This is a genomic window from Bradyrhizobium sp. 134 (genome assembly GCF_023074155.1).
Classification (GTDB): Bacteria; Pseudomonadota; Alphaproteobacteria; order Rhizobiales; family Xanthobacteraceae; genus Bradyrhizobium.
Genome location: NZ_JADPKX010000046.1, coordinates 540547 through 558062 on the forward strand (window position 1 = coordinate 540547; position 17516 = coordinate 558062).

A 17516-nucleotide genomic window follows, 5' to 3' on the forward strand; every position below is an offset into this window, starting at 1 on the left:
GCGGACCTCACGACTGACGACCGGAGGCGGCCTGCTTGATGGCCTCGCGGATGCGCACATAGGTGCCGCAGCGGCAGATGTTGCCAGCCATCGCGGCGTCGATGTCGGAATCGTCAGGGCTGGGCGTTGCCGCCAGCAGTGCCGCGGCCGCCATGATCTGGCCGGATTGGCAATAGCCGCACTGGACCACTTCGGCATCGAGCCAGGCCTTCTGCACCTTCGTGCCCGCAGGCGTGCTGCCGACATGCTCGATCGTGGTGACGGCGCGGTTCGCGACCGCGCTGACCGGCAAGACACAGGAGCGGACTGCCTTGCCATCGACGTGCACCGTGCAGGCGCCGCACTGCGCGATGCCGCAGCCGAACTTGGTGCCGGTCATCCCAAGGACGTCGCGCAGCACCCACAGCAGCGGCATTTCAGGTGGCGCCTCGAACGATTTCGTTTCGCCATTGATGGTGAGAACAGTTGCCATATGCATCCCCTTGCTCGCTCGATCGCTTACGGCGATCTAGTCAGCGAATTTGCGCGCACAATAATCATATCGATGCGAAACGATGAAGCGTCGACTATTTCCGGCAATGCATATTTGCGTAGCGAGCGCGTCAGGCCATGACGTTCACGAATTTGTGCGGCGATCGCTGCGGTGATTTTGGGCTAATTGATATGATAATCGTCATTTTCTGACGCTTTTTCTTCACATGCGCCGTTGCTCGCCGCAGGTGATCGTGCGAATGCGCAAAATCATGCGATGACGAAACTCGTGCGATTATGGAAGTCGATCGACGGCGCGGGCTTCTGACGCGATCAATTGCGGCGACTCATTGATGTGCCCTCTCACCTTGTGGGAGAGGGCAGCGACGCCCGTAGACGCAGGCTCACTCGGGTGAGGGTCCGTCTCCGCGTACGGGCACCGTTGTGCATCAACCGGCAAAGGGAAGCCTGATCGTGAACGAGGCACCGCCGTGCTCCCGATTACTCGCTGATATGAACCCGTTGTGCGCTTCGATAATGGTGCGCGCAATGGACAGGCCCATGCCCATGCCTTCCGCTTTGCTGGTGTAAACGGCTCGAACGGTCACCGCCGGCGCTTGCTTGTGCGCACAGAAGGCCAAGCCGCGCTATCGGGCGTCGCCATGGATCAATAGGCGCAAATGTAGTTTCCGTAAGCATCGTAGCAACTGCGGCGGTACGCAGCAGTGCCAACGGCAGCCGCGCCGACCGCTGCCGCTCCTACACCGTAGCCCCGATAGCCGTAGCCGCGATAGCCGCCTCGATAGCCCGCGCCGCGCACCGCAACAGCGCCGCCGCCCCGCGGTCCTCGAACTGCGACCGCACCGCCGCGGTAAGCGCCGCCACCCCGATAGGCACCTCCGCCGCGCCGGGCCTCGGCATCATCGGGGATCAAGCAGGCGGTGAGCAAAACGAAAGCGGCAAGAGAAGCAAGAATGAAGCGGAGCATGACAGAAACCCTTCCATGAATTCCTTAAGCCCCGCTCGCGAGATTGCGGCTCACTCCGCGCGTGAGCTTGATGTAGATCAATCGAACCCGCGCATTTGCGACGCCTACGCTATGTTCAGCCGCACCTGAGGCGCTTCCGTCACCTTTCGGTGACGCAAGTGCGAAGGGGGAGGTCCGCCATGCATCCGAGGAAGCTTCTTTCGATCAAGTCAGCGACGGTCGCGGGCATCGCCGCCAGCGGCCTGCTTGGGCTTGCAACCCTGTCGCTCAGTCCAACCCCAGCCAAGGCGGTGATTTACTGCCAGTACGTAGAATATCCGGCGGGTTGCGTTGCTCGGGCAGGCGTCGTGCTCAGGCCGCGCCCGGTGGCGCGCGCCGCAGTCCGTCATAACGCCGGTGGCAATGCGAATGGTGGCGTCAATCGCGTTGGAGCCGGGCGGTAAAGGCCGGTTTCGCAAGCCAGGAGGAAGCCGTCATCGTTTCGTTCCGGTGGCGGCTTTTCTTTGTCTGGCGGGGATGGCTTCGACAAGGAGAGAAGGGAGGAATGGAAATTTCGGAATAATAGCACTCTACGCCTGTTTTGCCCGACGCCGCAAGCGCTTCAGAGACGCCTGGATCGACGGATTCATCGGGCGCTTAAGCCATTGATTCTGCTCGCCCCGGCTACTGTGAATGGGGTTGTTTTCGAGGTTTTTTGATTCAAGGTCCGCAGGAGTGACCGTCAGCTCTGCCGAAAGCCCATCCGGAAGGCGCCCCAGTGCTTGCCGCGGATCATGATCGGCGAGGACAGGTCCTTCATCAGCACGAACTGCCCGCCGCCCATGTCGCGGCGATAGGTCTGGAGCAGGAACGGCTTGGTGTTGGCCGCGACCTTCTGCACCGCTCGATCGGTGAACAGGCGGCGGTTGCGGCAATTGGCGTTATTCCAGACCGGGTCCTTGCCCTGCGGCAGTCGGTAGTTCGGGTTGTGCGTCGGCAGATAGCCGCCCTTGGCCCAGGCGACGCAGAACACGATGCGGGGATCGGACTTCTGGATCGGATCCTGGATCGCGGGCAGCACGCGGTCGGTGAAGTCGACATAGTTAGTGTTGTACTGCTTGGGATCGGTGCCGGGGATTTCCCGATAGTTCTCGTCCATGAACTGGTCGAGCGTGATCTCGCCGCGGCCGATGGCGGCTTCGAACTCGTCGGAGATCCGCTTGGCGGTCTCGACGACGGTGCGGATCAGCGGCGCATCGGATGTCTCCACGCCGCTGTCGGCGATCAGCGCGATCAGGCCTTCGGACGTGTCGAGCAGTTTGGTCACGCGCTGATCCGCGTTCTTGAGATCGCGCGAGGAGAGGTCGACGCCCTTGGCGAGCTCGTTGAGCTCGCTGATGACGCTGTCGCAATGTCCGAGATTGGAAGTCGCCGCGCGCGTGACGCTGCCGATCTCCGCTTCGACCGAGGCGAAGCCCTGCTGGACCCGCGAGATGATGCCGGAGATCCGCTGGGCGCCTTCGCCGGCCGTCTTCGCGCGCTGCGAAGCATCGCTGCTCTCGCCGATCAGGCCTTCGATCTGGCCGTCGAGATCGCGCACGGTGTCGGAGATCTGGTGTGTGGCTTGGCGGGTGGCTTCCGCGAGGTTCTTGACCTCGCTTGCCACCACCGCGAAGCCGCGGCCGGCATTGCCGGCGCGTGCTGCCTCGATGGTGGCGTTGAGCGCGAGCAGGTTGGTCTGCTTCGCGATCGCCTCGATCGAGCCGGACACTTTTGCCACCTGCGCCAGCGCGGAGCCGACGGCGCTCAAGCGCGCCTCGATCCGCTCCACCGCTGCAACGAGCTCGGAGATATGGCTGACGGCGGCGTCGACTGCGCCGCGCGACTGCGCGATCTCGCCGACCGCCGCCGACGTGGTCGTTTGAACCGCCTGCGACGCATTGGCGATGTCGTGGTTGGCCGACACCATTGTCTCGGCGGTTTCCTGGAGATGATGAAACCGTTCCGACTGGTTCGCGACGCGGCTTGCGACTTCCTGGACGTTGCCGGCGATGTCGGCGAGTTCCACGCCGAGGCCGCCGATGCGGTCGGCGAGCTGATCGATCAGCCGCTCGGCAAGCGTTCGGTTGGAGCCGGTGTCCAGTACTGCAAGTTGTACGACGGACATGTCTTGAGAGTCCTCCAGTCAGAGCCGTTCGCCGGCTCTCCGCGGCATTCCCATTCCAATTCCGGTCTTAAGAGATGATTCGCGCGTTGGCGTCTTGCCTGAGCGCGCACTAGAGCTTGTAGGCCGTCCGAAATCCGCCCCAGTGCCGGCCCTGCACGCGGATCGGAACGTCGATCTCGCGCATCATCACAGTATTTCCGTTGCCCATGTCGCGCGCATAGCTCTGCACCAGATACGAGCGCAGGTTGCGCGCGGCAGCCAACCCCGCCGGATCGTTGAACATCCGCCGGTTGCGGCTGTTGGCTGTGTTCCACGCGGCATCGCCCGGCCGCTGCGGATGCGAATAGATCTTGTTGTGCACCGGCAGGAAGCCGTTGCGATCGACCATGGCGCAGAACGCCAAGCGCGGGTCCTTTTCCAGAAACGCTTCCTGGAACGACGGCAGCGCGCGGTCGGCCCAGTCCAGATATCGGGTGCGGTACTGCTGCGGATTGGTTCCGGCGATTTCGGCATAATCGGTGTCGAAGAGGTCCTCGATCTTCACCTCGCCGCGAGCAACCGCCTGCTCGAAGATTCCGGTCAGCGCGTTACCCGCCTCCATGGCGCGGGTCACGAACTCCGTGTTCTCTTCGTGGATCGACCAGAGCCTGTCCTCGATCTTCTCGCGGAGCGCGGCATCGGGATTGACGAATTGCGCGCGCGCGCCGGCCTTGGACTGCTCGACCACGCGCAGGCGGCAGGCGCCGACGCCTTCGAGGGTGCCTTCGATCATGGCTTGCGATGCAAGGCGGCCCGCGTCGGCGCCGCCGATCAGCACGTCGTCCATCGCTATCTCGTAGACCGGCAGCACGCCGCGGGCGGTTTCGAGCTTGAGATGGCAGGGCAGCCGTTCGGTCTTGCGGCGATCGTCGTGCTCGCTCTGGCGCAGCAGCACGGCACAACGCGATTTCAGTTTCTGTGCGAAGGCGGTCACGGCCTTGCCGGCGCTCGCGACGTTCTCGCCGTGGCTCTCGGCCGCCTTGGTCGCAGCATCGATCTCGGCTGCGCTTTCGCCGACCGAGATGATGAACTGCGACGCGCTTGTCGCGTTGCCGGAGACTTCGCTGGTGGTGGCGTTCTGTTCGGCGACCGCGCCGTTGACGGTCTCGAAGACCGGGCGGATGGCCTCGATCGCCTGCGAGATGCGGTGCACCGCATCCGCGGAGCCGGCGGCGTCGCGTTGCAGCGCGTCGATCTTTTTGGTGATCTCCTCCGTCGCGCCCTGGGTCTGCACCGCCAGTGCCTTGACCTCAGTAGCGACGACCGCAAAGCCTCTTCCCGCGGCGCCCGCACGCGCGGCCTCGATGGTCGAGTTGAGCGCGAGCAGCGTCGTCTGCCGTGCGATCTGTGCGATCAGGTTGACGACGTTGCCGATGGCGGCCGAGGATTCGCGCAAGCGATCGACGTTGGCGCGGGCTTCCTGCGCCGCGGCGCTGGCCTCGTCCGCGAGCTTGCCGGCCTCGCGAACCTGCGCCCCGATGCCCAGCGCCGACTGGGTGAATTTGTCGGCGGCATGGGCGAAGGTGGAGGCGTTCGATTGCGCGGCATTGGTCCGGCCGGTGAGGGCGTCGGTGCGGTCGCGGATGGCGGCAAGCGTCGTGGCGGTCGCCTCGGCGCCGCCGGCCACCGAATTGGCGGCGCGCTCGAGCTGGCGAATCATGGCGCCCAGCTCGAGTTCCAGCAGTTCCAGGATTTCCTTGGCCGAATCGCTTTCGACGGCCGCGGCAGGCTCGGAATGGGCCGCCGGCTGTGCAGCCTGCGGGGCAGCCGCAGTTGCAGTCATGTCCGGCAGACGCTTCCGAAATAGTCCGAATGCCATCAGGTCTCTCTTGTCGGGGGACGGTCGGACGCTATTTTCGCAGGCTGGAATGAAATCAGGGTTAACGATGCCTGACATCTAGGCACGGGCCCGTACGGTGTTACCTTAAAGTCGTAGAGCCTCTTTCTTTCCGGGGGGGTGGCGGCCTATAAGGCCGCGCTTCCCACGCTCACCTTGGCGCACGATTCCCCTAGAGAAGATCACGCATGGCCGGACATTCCCAATTCAAGAACATCATGCACCGCAAGGGGCGGCAGGATGCCCAGAAGTCGAAACTGTTCGGCAAACTGGCGCGGGAAATCACCGTCGCGGCCAAGCTGGGGACGCCCGACCCCAACATGAACCCGCGCCTGCGTGCGGCCATCACGGCGGCGCGCCAGGAGAACATGCCGAAGGACAATATCGAGCGCGCCGTCAAGAAGGCGCTCGGTAATGACGGCGAGAACTATGACGAGATCCGCTACGAGGGTTACGGACCCGGCGGCGTTGCCGTCATCGTCGAGGCGCTGACCGACAACCGCAACCGCGCGGCTTCCGACATCCGCTCCTTCTTCACCAAGTCCGGCGGCAATCTCGGCGAAACCGGCTCGGTGTCCTTCATGTTCGACCGCACCGGCATAGTCGAATACGACCGCAGCGTTGCCTCTGACGATGCGGTGCTGGATGCCGCGATCGAGGCCGGCGCCGACGACGTGATATCGAGCGAAGCCGGCCACGAGATCTACGCCTCGACCGAAGGCTATCGCGACGTCGCCAAGGCGCTGGAAGCCAAGTTCGGCGAGCCGCGCAAGGCCGCGCTGATCTGGAAGCCGCAGAACACGGTCGCGGTCGACGACGAGACCGGCGAGAAGCTGCTCAAGCTGATGGACCTGCTCAACGAGCACGACGACGTCCAGCACGTCTACGCCAATTTCGAGGTGTCGGACGCGCTGCTGGCGAAGATGGGCGGGTAGGGGGCCACTTCCCCTGTTACTTCCGTTCTGTTTCTGTTTCCCCCACGGCGGCCAGCCGCTATCACTGGCCCATGACGACGCTTCCGATTCGTGGCCCCGTTCGCATCATCGGCATCGACCCTGGCCTGCGCCGCACCGGCTGGGGCGTGATCGAGGCCGAGGGCAATCGCCTGATCTATGTCGCCTGCGGCTCGGTGGAGCCGCCGGACGATTTGCCGCTGGCGAGCCGGCTGCTCGCGATCCATGAGGGGCTCGCCGCCGTCCTGTCCGGTCACAAGCCGATGGAAGCCGCGGTCGAGCAGACTTTCGTCAACAAGGACGGCGTCGCGACGCTGAAGCTCGGCCAGGCCCGCGGCGTCGCCATGCTCGCGCCCGCGATGTTCGGCATCAGCGTTGCCGAATACGCGCCGAACCAGGTGAAAAAGACGGTGGTCGGCGCCGGCCACGCCGACAAGCAGCAGATCGCGATGATGCTCAAGATCTTGCTGCCCAAGGCCGATCCGCCGTCCGCGGACGCCGCCGACGCGCTCGCCATTGCCATCACCCATGCCCATCATCGCCAGAGCACCGCGCTGCGGCTGAAGGTGGCAGGCCTATGATCGGCAAGCTCAAGGGCCTGATCGATTCCTTCGGCGAGGATTTCGTCATCCTCGACGTCGGCGGTGTCGGTTATCAGGTGCATTGCTCGACGCGCACGCTGCAGCATCTGCCCTCGCCGGGAGAGGCCGCCGTGCTGTCGATCGAGACCTATGTTCGTGAGGATCAGATCAAACTGTTCGGCTTCCGCAGCGACCAGGAACGCGAATGGTTTCGCCTGCTCCAGACCGTGCAGGGCGTCGGCGCGAAGGTCGCGCTCGCCGTGCTCGGTACGCTGCAGCCGTCCGACCTCGCCAACGCGATCGCGTTGCGCGACAAGGCCGCGGTGGCGCGCACGCCCGGTGTCGGCCCCAAAGTCGCGGAGCGCATCGTCACCGAACTGAAGGACAAGGCGCCGGCCTTCGCCAATGTCGATCCGGCGGTCGTGCACCTCGCCGGTGCCGTCGACGACCAGCGCGCGCCGCGACCCGTGGCGGACGCGATCTCAGCGCTGGTCAATCTCGGCTACGGCCAGCCGCAGGCGGCGGCCGCGATCGCATCGGCCGCGCGCAGCGCGGGCGAGAGCGCCGGGACCGCGCAGCTGATCCGGCTCGGCCTGAAGGAGCTGTCGAAGTGAGCGCGGAAATGGTCAATCTCGTAGGGTGGGCAAAGCGAAGCGTGCCCACCATCTATAGAGCGATCAGCGACATGGTGGGCACGGCGCGAAGAGCGCCTTTGCCCACCCTACGATTTTCGGGAGTCCGCTGAGTGAGCGATCCCAAGGCCAACCGCATGGTCACGCCCGAGCGCCGCAGCGATGATGTCGGCGACACCGCGCTGCGCCCGCAATCGCTGTCCGATTTCGTCGGCCAGCAGCAGGCGCGCAAGAATCTGTCCATCTTCATCGAGGCGGCGCGCAAGCGCGGCGAGGCGCTGGATCACGTGTTGTTCGTCGGTCCCCCCGGCCTCGGCAAGACCACGCTGGCGCAGATCGTGGCCAAGGAGCTCGGCGTCGGCTTTCGTGCCACGTCGGGCCCGGTGATCGCCAAGGCCGGCGATCTCGCAGCACTCCTCACCAATCTCGAAGAGCGCGATGTGCTCTTCATCGACGAGATCCATCGCCTCAGCCCTGCGGTGGAAGAAGTGCTCTATCCCGCGATGGAGGATTTCCAGCTCGACCTCATCATCGGCGAGGGCCCGGCGGCGCGCTCGGTGAAGATCGAGCTGTCGAAATTCACCCTCGTCGGCGCCACCACGCGCGCCGGCCTGCTCACCAATCCCTTGCGCGACCGCTTCGGCATTCCGATCCGGTTGAATTTCTACACGATCGAAGAGCTTGAGAGCATCGTCACCCGTGGCGCACGCGTGCTCAACGTCGGCATGAGCGCGGATGGCGCCAACGAGATCGCGCGACGCGCGCGCGGCACGCCACGCATCGCCGGCCGGCTGCTCCGCCGCGTGCGCGATTTTGCTTCGGCGGCCGATGCCGACAGGATCGATCGCAAGATTGCCGATCACGCGCTGAGCGCGCTCGAGGTCGATGCCGCCGGCCTTGATGCGATGGACCGCCGTTACCTCACGACCATCGCACAGAACTATGGCGGCGGCCCGGTCGGCGTCGAGACGATGGCCGCCGCCTTGTCCGAGCCGCGCGACGCGATCGAGGACATCATCGAGCCCTATCTGATCCAGTGTGGCTATCTGCAGCGGACCCCGCGCGGCCGCCTGCTCACCTCGCACGCCTTCCGCCATCTCGGGATAGCCGAGCCCTCGCGCGATGCGGCGGCACAGTTCGGCCTGTTCGGGACCGACGAGAGCGACGACTGATCTACGCAAGTGCAGCCTGCTCGGGCCGTCATGAATTTCCGGTCATCTCGTGCAGAGGGTCTGCACAAACGCACCCCATTTCCGCTCCAATAGGATCGCATCAAGAAGCCGCATCACGATCGGGCTGCCATGATCACGCGCCGTCATTTCTTCCGTTCCATCGGCGGCCTGTCCGCCCTCGGTGTATCGACCGCGGCCTATGGCGTCGGCGTCGAGCCGATGCTGCGGCTTCGGGTCACCCGCTATCATCCAACCCCGCGGCAATGGCCTGCGGATTTTCCGCTGAAGATCGCCGTGATCGCCGACATCCACGCCTGCGATCCCTGGATGTCGCTGGAGCGAATCGAGGCCATCGTCGATCGCACCAATGCGCTGAACGCGGATATCATCGTGCTGCTCGGCGACTATGTCGCGGGCCTGCACCAGGTCACGCGCATCATTCCGGCGAACGAATGGGCCAAGGTGCTGGCCGGCCTGAAAGCGCCGCTCGGCGTCCATGCCGTCATGGGCAACCACGACTATTGGGCGGACAGGACCGTGCAGCAGGCCGGCCACGGGCCGACGGTCGCGCATCGCGCGCTGGAGGCGGCCGGTATTCCCGTCTACGAGAACGACGTCATTCGGCTCACCAAGGATGGTCGCGCGTTCTGGCTCGCCGGCCTCGGTGATCAGCTCGCCTTTCTGCCGGCGCGACGCTTCCGGAGCACGGGGCGCTTCGGCGCCGACGATCTCGACGCGACGCTTGCCAAGGTCAGCGACGATGCGCCGATCATCCTGCTCGCGCATGAGCCCAATATCGCGCCGCGCGTGCCCGCCCGCGTCGCGTTGCAGCTGTCCGGCCACACCCATGGCGGTCAGGTCCGCCTGCTCGGCTGGTCGCCGGCAGTTCCGCCGCAGCACGGCCTCCGGCTCGCCTATGGTCATATCCGGCTGAAATGCGACGTCATCATCTCCGGCGGCCTCGGTTGCAGCATCATGCCGCTCCGCGTCGGCGTGCCGCCGGAGATCGTCGAGGTGACGCTGGGTCGGGGGCCTTTGATCGTCTAGCCGCGCTTGCGCAGCCGGCCGTTTTTGCGCAAAACGGACTGGTTACCGAAAGCGAAGAGGCTCGTGACGTGACAGCTCATCTCGACGGCGAGATCCGCGACGGCCGCCACCACATGCAGGTCCGCGTCTACTACGAGGACACGGATTTCCCTGACTTGCCATTGTCGTAGCAGGCAAACGTGCTGATTTCTCGCGCCTTGCTGCGGTTTTCTGGGAAAAGGTTCTTGCCGTAAAGCGCGGAGCTGTTCAGGTAGGGCGTATATTCGTAGGGCATCCGCTTGCGAACCGGATGCACTACTATGCATTCGATCAAGTTGCGGAAGGCTACGCGAGTTTCGATCGCCTTCGGATTGGCCTTGAGCGCGGTGACCAGTCTTCTAACCTCCGAACGGTATCGGTCACCGAATTTCGGGTGATCGAAGCCAATGACATTTTCGCCGCCAGCGCCCAGCAGCCGCAAGCGCTCTTCAACGCTTTCCCGCTCCAGGTCGCACTCATCGATGCGCTTGAGCAACTCGTCCGGCTTCCGGCGGCTATTTGCGATGGCATATGACAGGCGTTCCATCTCGGTAGTCAACACGCGGCGTCGACGCTCTAGCTTAGAGTGTTCGCTGCCCTTGTTCCGATCGTTTTTGCGCTCCTCCTTCCAGGCACACATCGCCTCTTCAATGGCTTTCGGCGAAAGCAATTTCAGTTGGATTTTGTCGGAGGCATCCTCGAGCAGAACGTCCATGTCGAAGCTACGGGTGTGCTCGCACGTGCCCCGCTGATGCGCGCTCGCGCATGCCGCGCGCGGTGCACCGTTACGCGAGGATTGAGCGATTCGCATGTGGCCATTGCAGACGCCGCACCGGAGCACACCGGCAAGCGGGTGCTCGTTGTTGCGCGGGATCACGGCGCGACGCCGCGGCTTGCCAGTCGGTCCGAACATAGATACGGCGCGCGCGCTACGAACCTCATGCGCTCGATTCCAGAGCGCTTGCGGCACGATCCGTAGCTCCGGCTTCTTAACTATGATGTGGCGCTCTTCTGGATTGCGGCGCTTCTGTTTCTTCTGGGTCTCCGGGTTGAGAATTGTCGAGCGAACGTTCCAATGTATCTCGCCTATATATAGATCGTTGCCGATAATACCGCGACCATGCCGGCCGCCTGTAATGCACTGGTGATTCCAGGTGGTACGATCAGCCTTGTTCTTGTGACGAGTTGCCCCTGGTGAGGGCACGCCTTCGCGGGTGAGATCAGCGGCGATAGTTCGGGTCGAGCGGCCCGCTGCATATTCGCTGAAGATGCGGAGCACAATCTTTGCTTCGTTGTCATCGATCACGCGTTCGCCCGGCGCGCCCGGCCTCGGTCGATAACCATAGGCGCATGAGCCAGGAATTCTTCCGTTGGCAACAGCGTTGTCATGGCCGCGCCGAACCTTTTCGGCGAGCTGCGGCTTGTAAATCGTGTTGTAGAGACTTGCGATGCTGATGTCAGTGGCGGTCGCATAGACCCCCTTCTGATCCATCAGCTCAACGCCGTTGAACTCGAAAACCTGCTTGAGACGCTGGATGGTTGCGGGATCGCGCGACAAGCGGTCGAAATGCTCAACCACGACTACGTCAAAGACCCGGTTTCTCACACCGTTGAGTAAACGCTGATAGCCGTCCCGCGCACCTTCGGTAAGACCAGATTTTGCGGCATCGACAAACTCGCCGATGACATCGAGGTCGTTGCGCAATGCGACCTTCCGGCAGAGCAATAGCTGACCATCAATCGAGGTCGCCTTTTGCATGTCGCTGGAATAACGGGCGTATAGTACGGCCGTTTTCTTCGATGACGCTGTCGTCATGTCGGTCCTTTATCGGCTGCCCCGAGCCGTGATTTTCATCCCGTGCGACCTGACGTCCGATAGCGCGTGCCAACTCAAACCAGATTTCCTCATTGTCCGGATTATCCCAGCTCTGAGGATGTGAGGGGGCGAGCGGTCGAATGATCGCTCGTTGTCTTCGGAGAGGTCGGGTGCGGGTACGCATTTGCAAACTCGCGAGCAGAAGCTAGCCTAAATTTCTGCGCTGCGCTACAGCCAAGCCGCAGCGATTACTCGCAACGCTTCTCGCATGCTGACTTCGGCAGCGTCGAATGAAAATGAAATTGTTGAAGTGCCGCGGCGCGCGTGAGGGCATTCCTAGCGATGAGGCGCGTAGTCGAGAGCAGATACGCTAAGCAAAGCGGAGTAAAAATACTTGCGGGTGACGGCGACGAAGTCCGTGGCTGCGTGAGCTGTGCCTAGCGGACCCGTTCTCGGTTCATGAGGCTTCTCGTACAGATGTGTAGTGGCCGGCGCGGAGCGCCGGCTCGTCCATCAACCGCTGGCGGACGGATTGTCGCGCACAGCCCAGACGCCGTGGTTCGACCCAAGGAACCGTCGCTGGTTGGGGCTTTCTTATTCCGTTGGTTCGATGACCCTTTCGTCGAGCCTCCAAGAGCAAGCACTCGCGTGTGGGTGAGCTCCGCAAGCGCGCGTCGAAAAAGCACTGTCAGAAAAACGCTTACTTCTGACAGAGTCCTCCCGTTCCGGCATCCAAGCAGTTCAAAACTGAACTCGCTTCAGCTCCCGTCCGGCGTCTGGATCCCCGCGGATTTCCTCCCTGTCGGCTGGCGAGACACCGTCGATGATGCCACGTGGCGCCTCACCAGCGCTGGCGATATACGCGACCCGCTGGCCTGTGGTGGGAAGAGCACGCCGAGTCTGCCGTCTCGGCCAAGATCGGGTTGGACAGGATACCTTCGCCGTTTTCCACGAGGAATCAGCCAGCCCGCAACGGGAATCGCGGCTCCGTCGAGGCATTAGGATGGCCGCCTCGGTGCGTCGGAGTGGTGTAATTATGTTTTGTCCTATTTTATTGAACGTCTTCGCGTTTATGCGCCCATGTTTTGTGGGAACGGAGACCACGATGCCAAAGCATCAGACCTCGCTTGAAAAGATCGAGCGCAAGAAGGATGACGCTGTCTTCCTAGTGTGTGAGTTCACCAAGCTCGGCGGTGAAGATCAGGCCTTGCGCGCGCTTCGCACCGCTCTGGGCAAGGCCCGTCTTGTACGGCTCGGCCACGCCCCATGGCCGTGCCAGTCCCTCGAGGCTGACGCCGGATGGCTTCACCGGCGCGGCGCGTCAAGCGCTCGACGAGCGTGGCGTGGAAGGGGAACCTACCGAAGCCGAAAGTGCCCTATGATGAGGGCCTTCTCGACTCAGATTCCCGTCAAACCCGGTCGTCCCTCAAGGCCGCCTCTCGCGTAAAGGTCCTGATCATCATCCATGCAGGCACATACACCAGGTCGTCGCGGGAGGCATAAATCGGCTCAACCCGGGCAATTGGTCCGGCGGGCTTCGGAGGCTTACGGCTGCCGCATTTGCTGATGAAGGCGGCGGCTCATGGCGCTGTCAATGGCTGCCTCGCGCTCCTTGAGATCCTAGCCTTGCTGGGCGCCGTCGTCTGACCTCCCGCGAGCGAGGGAATCTGCCCGCGGATCGGGCCGATGAGGAGCCGAAGCGCAGATCGTCGTTTCGGAGCCGAAGAAGGACAGGCGCGCCGCATCAATACAGCCCAAAATGAGCGCGGAATTCAGCGATCGGGCCCCTCATATTCGGCCCAACAATCTGTCGTCTCGTACACCCTCACGCTCGAGAGTTGCGCAAGGCGCGGTTTCGCGTGCTGCCAGATCCAAATGGCGATATTTTCCGCCGTCGGATTTTCGAGTCCCGGGACTTCGTTCAGGCAATGGTGATCGAGCTTCTTTAGAAGAAGACCGAACGCTTCTTCCATGCTGAAGAAATCCATTACGAACCCGGTGTGCGGATCGACGGGCCCGTTCAGCACGACCTCGACGCGATAGGAATGACCGTGCGTCCGATGACAGCGATGTGTCTGCGGGACGGTTGGAAGTCGGTGCGCTGCCTCGAACTTAAATACCTGGGATATCTTCATCTGATGCCGGGATGTTTGTGACATTGCACGCTGATTCGCCATTTCCGATCAGTCAGGCGTTGCGCGACGGCCTGCCGCATGTGGTCGACGGCGCCAGGGCCGTCTGTGGGCCGAAGCAGAAATCGTCCGAGCCCTCTCATCGAACCGCCGGCACACGGCTGCGGCTACACGAATTTTGAGTTCGTGTCCGCGAGCGATGGCCAGTGCGGCGCGATTTGCTGCCGCAAACCCAGTTACCACGCCGGCCGGGACCAGCAGCCTGCCGTTCGTCTCGATCGCGACAAGGAACCCGAGATCATGGAGCGCTTGCACGACATCGTCGCCGAACCTAACACTGGTTCTGGGCACGTTCATTGCGTGTGCCATGCAGACGATGGAGCGTCTACTACAAGATCCGGTAGATGCCAAAGCCAGGTTGAGGCTCTAGGGTCCGGCCGCGTTCCCCCGCCGATCATCATCGAGGAAAAACGCAACGGATGAGAAGTCAACAAAGGGCAGAACGGCACAATATGACTGGCAGAACCTAGGTGGCTACGCACGGACACCTCAATCAGGATCCTCGTTGTTCTACTTAAGAGCCGCAGAAGCCTGCGATTGGCGGGAGGCGTATGCCTAGGGAAAATCGACCAAGGCAAAAATCAGCTTGTGAAACGTCAAACGGGTCCACGCGATCACGACGATCGATCGGCGCAGATAAACTTATGTACCGCTGTGCAAGAGCGGATCGGAAAAGCTTGCGCTGAGTGCGCGATCAGCGAATTTGGAAAGTCGCGACACGTTCATGCATGAATGAGCCGGATACGGAATTCGCGCTCGAGAGCGAGCGAAGTTTGATGCCACAGAAGAAACAGCACATCGATCTATCGGACCCGAATCTCTCGAGCCTTATCCTGCGGCTCGCCATTCCATCTGTCGTTGGGTTATCGATCCATGCTTTACAGCAGGTCGTCAATGCGATCTTTGTTGGCGCACTTGGCGCGCAGGCGACCGCAGCTGTGAGCATGACCTTGCCGATCATGGTCCTGCTCGCGGCAGCCGCACAGGGAATCGGTGTTGGAACGGCGTCCTTCATATCTCGTCATCTGGGCGCTCGTGAGTACCTAGAGGCGAGTCGAGGCGCAAGTACAGCTCTCGCGCTCACCGCTCCGATTGGCATCATAGTTACCGTCGCTCTGCTTCCAAGTCTGCCAGCGATATTCGCAATCCTCGGAGCGACTCCAACCATCATGCCCGTGGCGCTCGATTACGCGGGAACGCTTTTGTTCGGGAACACCCTGATGCTTCTAAACATCGTTAGCGGGTTCATTGTCAGAGCCGAAGGCGATACGCGATTCAGCATGTGGGCGATGCTTACCGCGTTTCTACTGAACGCTGTGCTTGACCCTGTCTTCATATTCTTGTTTGACCTTGGCGTGCGTGGCGCAGCCCTCGCAACGTTGGCATCGCAGATCGCCGCTATTGGACTGTATATTGCGTATTTTTCGAAGCTTGGCGGGACAGTTCTCGTCAGGATATCTCACATATCATTGCGAGCAGATCGCATCAGACAGCTCGCGTTGGTGGGCGCGCCAGCGACAATGACGAGTATCTTATCGGCTCTTGCGGTTATGCTCTTGTACGGAGCTGCCGCACCGTTCGGCGATGATTCCATCGCTGCAGTTGGAATAGCTGTGCGAATCTTGATGGTCGGCGCACTGCCTATCACCGGGTTCTGCATAGGCGCTCAAGCTATCCTGGGTTTCGGTTGGGGCGCACGCGACTATGTTCGTATTCTGAAGGCTGCGAAGTTCATGCTCTTCGTGACGGTCGCATTCTCCATCGCGTATTCTGCGGCCGTTGTTGTTTTTGCAAGGCCTTTGGCGGGTTCAGAGTTTCGTGACGGCAATGCTTCAGGCGTTTGGGAGAGCACGCCTCAGTGCAATTGTGGCCCTGGCGAGGCAGGGCTATCTCTTCATACCGGCCGTACTGTTATTCCCGGTGGTTGCGGGTTTCGATGGGCTGTTAGCCAGTCAAGCAATCGCTGAGTTGGGCGCCGGAATGATCGCTCTGTTCGTCATGTTCCATCAGTTCGGTGAGCTCAGACGAGCGCTCCGGCACCGTGGCTCAAGAGCGATCGGGATAGGGGGTTGACCTTAGAATGGATGTCATCGAACCCAGAGCATTGGGCGCAAGCCTCCCGAGAAGCTCGCGGCAAGACGGGCTGCCAGTGGGTACGGATTTTGCGGGCTCGCGGGCGTGCGATCCGCGCGGTCCTTCCTCCAGCCGTGCTCCTCGCGCTCGCCGATCGCACCGGCTCGCCTAGCGGACGGATCGGGCAGTTCGGCGAGCGATAGCCGATGTGCTCCCGCTCGCAGGCGGGGTGGCAAGGGCTCTACGCGCGGTCGAAAGGCTCGGCTTTAGCAGAGTGGGTGGTTTCTGCGCTTATGCAGGTTTGTCTCTTAACCCGCGTCTTTGGAGCTGACTTGAATGCCGCCGCTTTGGGTCGACACTTCGCAGGACGCTCTTGAATTTTCGCCTGCCACGATTTGCTGTTGGGCCGTCGTGGCCGCCTCGGTCAATCTCGCTTTCATCGCATTGGTGATATTTCTGGCGTGACCGCGAGACGCAATCTTGCTGATTGGACTAGTTGTCTCACCCGCGTCTGAAACGCGCAACACGCACCAGGGAGCTCGGTGCTCTGAAGCACAAGCATTCCGACGTTTCATATCCAGGCTCAGGAGCTATCGTGACTGTCTGCACTGGGCAAGTGTTTGAGATGGCCGTAAAGCAATTCGAACTGATCGCGAATTATCCCGAGGATACCAGACGACCTAAGAACCCGCCTGCTGATGCCGAAGGAATCTGTCACGGTATTGTTCAAGGCTTTGGAGATGTCGGTTCGATCACCGCACTCGAGCTACACAATATGCGAGCGAAAGTGATCGGAGTCAGAGATCACACGGGCGCGCTTTATCGACTTCGGCGCTCGATATACCACAGCTGGTCGGACATGCTGCCTCCTAGGTAGCCTGGTTGGCCACTCCAGCGAGCTTGCTCTAGACCCAGGCGAGCTGCTGACGATCCCGTGTGACGTGCTTGTTCCGGCTGCCCGGAACGGGGCATCGACCGCGAAATAGCCAGTAGCAAGGCCATCAGGAGCAGATCTTTCTCATCCCCATATTCTCCGCAACTCGGGCGGTGTCGTGGTCAGCTACTTTGAATGGGGTGCAGGGCTTCCAACGACTATTCTGGGAGGAGGAAGTCACGAGTAGGGAGTATCAACTTTGGATCGTGCTTTCGAGCGCGTCTTGGCGCGAAGCAAACGTGAAAACAATCGCACGGCAGCCATCGCGATAGGTGTCGAGCGCGTTCGTGGAGCAAAAGAAACACGCGGACGGTTTCCCCATTAGTGTGATCTCGCTGAATGTCTTTGTTATCCAGTTCGATATGCCGGGCCGATGACGGACCGGAGTTTCTGCACCGTAGGCCTAGGTGGGTCACCGCCGAAGTTCACGGCGGCGGCCCCTTCTTTACTAGTGAATGAGTGCGTGCGTCTTACGAACCGCCCGTCGATCAGAATTGAACCTTGTTTTCACCCGTCACACTTCGCGAATCGTCCTACAAAGGCAAATGCGGAGCTTGTTGAAGTTACCGATTTCAGCCTGGCGCCGCTTCCACGTTTCCATCAGCTGCTCGACAGTA

15 protein-coding genes and 2 pseudogenes are annotated in these 17516 nt (G+C 62.0%); 9 read left to right on the forward strand and 8 right to left on the reverse strand.

The features are described from left to right. Positions 1-7 precede the first annotated feature (7 nt). The 3 genes and pseudogenes from IVA75_RS19920 to IVA75_RS19930 form a co-directional block, all read right to left on the reverse strand. Positions 8-472, reverse strand: coding sequence for a (2Fe-2S)-binding protein (locus IVA75_RS19920; RefSeq protein WP_247283948.1), 465 nt, complete (start codon positions 470-472; stop codon positions 8-10). A gap of 448 nt (positions 473-920) precedes the next feature. Beyond that, positions 921-1061, reverse strand: a pseudogene (locus IVA75_RS19925) (ATP-binding protein); the annotation flags it as partial. Positions 1062-1138: 77 nt separating this feature from the next. Beyond that, positions 1139-1459, reverse strand: coding sequence for a hypothetical protein (locus IVA75_RS19930; RefSeq protein ID WP_081747973.1), 321 nt, complete (start codon positions 1457-1459; stop codon positions 1139-1141). Positions 1460-1638: 179 nt separating this feature from the next. Here IVA75_RS19930 and IVA75_RS19935 point away from each other — a divergent pair, with 179 nt between their 5' ends. After that, positions 1639-1902 carry a hypothetical protein gene (locus tag IVA75_RS19935; RefSeq protein WP_007599963.1) on the forward strand — a complete coding sequence of 88 codons (264 nt, stop codon included), beginning with the start codon at positions 1639-1641 and terminating at the stop codon, positions 1900-1902. A gap of 278 nt (positions 1903-2180) precedes the next feature. On the opposite strand, the gene IVA75_RS19940 is transcribed toward IVA75_RS19935, so the two are convergent. Both IVA75_RS19940 and IVA75_RS19945 read right to left on the reverse strand, forming a co-directional pair. Then, positions 2181-3605 (reverse strand): methyl-accepting chemotaxis protein, encoded by a 1425-nt coding sequence (locus IVA75_RS19940; RefSeq protein ID WP_247283958.1) that lies wholly within the window; start codon positions 3603-3605, stop codon positions 2181-2183. 109 nt (positions 3606-3714) lie between these two features. Next, positions 3715-5463, reverse strand: a complete 1749-nt coding sequence (locus IVA75_RS19945) for a methyl-accepting chemotaxis protein (protein ID WP_247283978.1) — start codon at positions 5461-5463, stop codon at positions 3715-3717. Positions 5464-5669: 206 nt separating this feature from the next. Between IVA75_RS19945 and IVA75_RS19950 the strand changes: the two genes are divergently transcribed. From IVA75_RS19950 to IVA75_RS19975, 6 genes and pseudogenes are all read left to right on the forward strand, one after another. Then, positions 5670-6416: a YebC/PmpR family DNA-binding transcriptional regulator gene (locus IVA75_RS19950; RefSeq protein WP_027570279.1), complete on the forward strand. Its 747-nt coding sequence runs from the start codon at positions 5670-5672 to the stop codon at positions 6414-6416. A 71-nt stretch (positions 6417-6487) separates the two neighbouring features. Beyond that, positions 6488-7015, forward strand: coding sequence for a crossover junction endodeoxyribonuclease RuvC (gene ruvC, locus IVA75_RS19955; protein ID WP_007599969.1), 528 nt, complete (start codon positions 6488-6490; stop codon positions 7013-7015). After that, positions 7012-7629, forward strand: coding sequence for a Holliday junction branch migration protein RuvA (gene ruvA / locus IVA75_RS19960; RefSeq protein ID WP_247283980.1), 618 nt, complete (start codon positions 7012-7014; stop codon positions 7627-7629). Before ruvC ends, ruvA begins: the two co-directional genes overlap by 4 nt. Before the next feature lie 155 nt (positions 7630-7784). Then, positions 7785-8819 (forward strand): Holliday junction branch migration DNA helicase RuvB, encoded by a 1035-nt coding sequence (gene ruvB, locus IVA75_RS19965; protein WP_197031222.1) that lies wholly within the window; start codon positions 7785-7787, stop codon positions 8817-8819. A gap of 129 nt (positions 8820-8948) precedes the next feature. Next, on the forward strand, positions 8949-9866 hold the full coding sequence (locus IVA75_RS19970; RefSeq protein ID WP_247283983.1) for a metallophosphoesterase: 918 nt from the start codon (positions 8949-8951) through the stop codon (positions 9864-9866). 38 nt (positions 9867-9904) lie between these two features. Next, positions 9905-10015: pseudogene (locus IVA75_RS19975) on the forward strand (acyl-CoA thioester hydrolase); the annotation flags it as partial. Here the strand turns inward: IVA75_RS19975 and IVA75_RS19980 are convergent. The 3 genes from IVA75_RS19980 to queD all read right to left on the reverse strand — a co-directional run bounded on the left by IVA75_RS19980 (position 9997) and on the right by queD (position 13835). Then, positions 9997-11700 (reverse strand): recombinase family protein, encoded by a 1704-nt coding sequence (locus IVA75_RS19980; protein WP_247283985.1) that lies wholly within the window; start codon positions 11698-11700, stop codon positions 9997-9999. The pseudogene IVA75_RS19975 and the gene IVA75_RS19980 sit on opposite strands and share 19 nt — an antisense overlap. Positions 11701-12865: 1165 nt before the next feature. Next, entirely contained in the window at positions 12866-13009 is a 144-nt protein-coding gene (locus tag IVA75_RS19985; RefSeq protein WP_247283987.1) for a hypothetical protein, read from the reverse strand. Between the two features lie 463 nt (positions 13010-13472). Beyond that, complete coding sequence (gene queD, locus IVA75_RS19990) at positions 13473-13835, reverse strand: 6-carboxytetrahydropterin synthase QueD (protein ID WP_018454585.1); 363 nt, start codon at positions 13833-13835, stop codon at positions 13473-13475. Positions 13836-14620: 785 nt separating this feature from the next. Here queD and IVA75_RS19995 point away from each other — a divergent pair. Next, on the forward strand, positions 14621-15859 hold the full coding sequence (locus IVA75_RS19995; RefSeq protein WP_247283989.1) for an MATE family efflux transporter: 1239 nt from the start codon (positions 14621-14623) through the stop codon (positions 15857-15859). A 731-nt stretch (positions 15860-16590) separates the two neighbouring features. Continuing rightward, positions 16591-16842, forward strand: a complete 252-nt coding sequence (locus tag IVA75_RS20000) for a hypothetical protein (protein ID WP_247284119.1) — start codon at positions 16591-16593, stop codon at positions 16840-16842. Positions 16843-17516 lie beyond the last annotated feature (674 nt).

Excerpts from the sequence above, each read along its gene's own strand:
- IVA75_RS19935 (WP_007599963.1), top strand. The coding sequence starts at position 1,639 with ATGCATCCGAGGAAGCTTCTTTCGATCAAGTCAGCGACGGTCGCGGGC.
- ruvB (WP_197031222.1), top strand. The coding sequence starts at position 7,785 with ATGGTCACGCCCGAGCGCCGCAGCGATGATGTCGGCGACACCGCGCTG.
- IVA75_RS19930 (WP_081747973.1), bottom strand. The coding sequence starts at position 1,459 with ATGCTCCGCTTCATTCTTGCTTCTCTTGCCGCTTTCGTTTTGCTCACC.
- IVA75_RS19945 (WP_247283978.1), bottom strand. The coding sequence starts at position 5,463 with ATGGCATTCGGACTATTTCGGAAGCGTCTGCCGGACATGACTGCAACT.
- IVA75_RS19920 (WP_247283948.1), bottom strand. The coding sequence starts at position 472 with ATGGCAACTGTTCTCACCATCAATGGCGAAACGAAATCGTTCGAGGCG.
- IVA75_RS19940 (WP_247283958.1), bottom strand. The coding sequence starts at position 3,605 with ATGTCCGTCGTACAACTTGCAGTACTGGACACCGGCTCCAACCGAACG.
- IVA75_RS20000 (WP_247284119.1), top strand. The coding sequence starts at position 16,591 with ATGGCCGTAAAGCAATTCGAACTGATCGCGAATTATCCCGAGGATACC.
- ruvC (WP_007599969.1), top strand. The coding sequence starts at position 6,488 with ATGACGACGCTTCCGATTCGTGGCCCCGTTCGCATCATCGGCATCGAC.
- ruvA (WP_247283980.1), top strand. The coding sequence starts at position 7,012 with ATGATCGGCAAGCTCAAGGGCCTGATCGATTCCTTCGGCGAGGATTTC.
- IVA75_RS19995 (WP_247283989.1), top strand. The coding sequence starts at position 14,621 with ATGAATGAGCCGGATACGGAATTCGCGCTCGAGAGCGAGCGAAGTTTG.
- IVA75_RS19980 (WP_247283985.1), bottom strand. The coding sequence starts at position 11,700 with ATGACGACAGCGTCATCGAAGAAAACGGCCGTACTATACGCCCGTTAT.
- queD (WP_018454585.1), bottom strand. The coding sequence starts at position 13,835 with ATGAAGATATCCCAGGTATTTAAGTTCGAGGCAGCGCACCGACTTCCA.
- IVA75_RS19970 (WP_247283983.1), top strand. The coding sequence starts at position 8,949 with ATGATCACGCGCCGTCATTTCTTCCGTTCCATCGGCGGCCTGTCCGCC.
- IVA75_RS19950 (WP_027570279.1), top strand. The coding sequence starts at position 5,670 with ATGGCCGGACATTCCCAATTCAAGAACATCATGCACCGCAAGGGGCGG.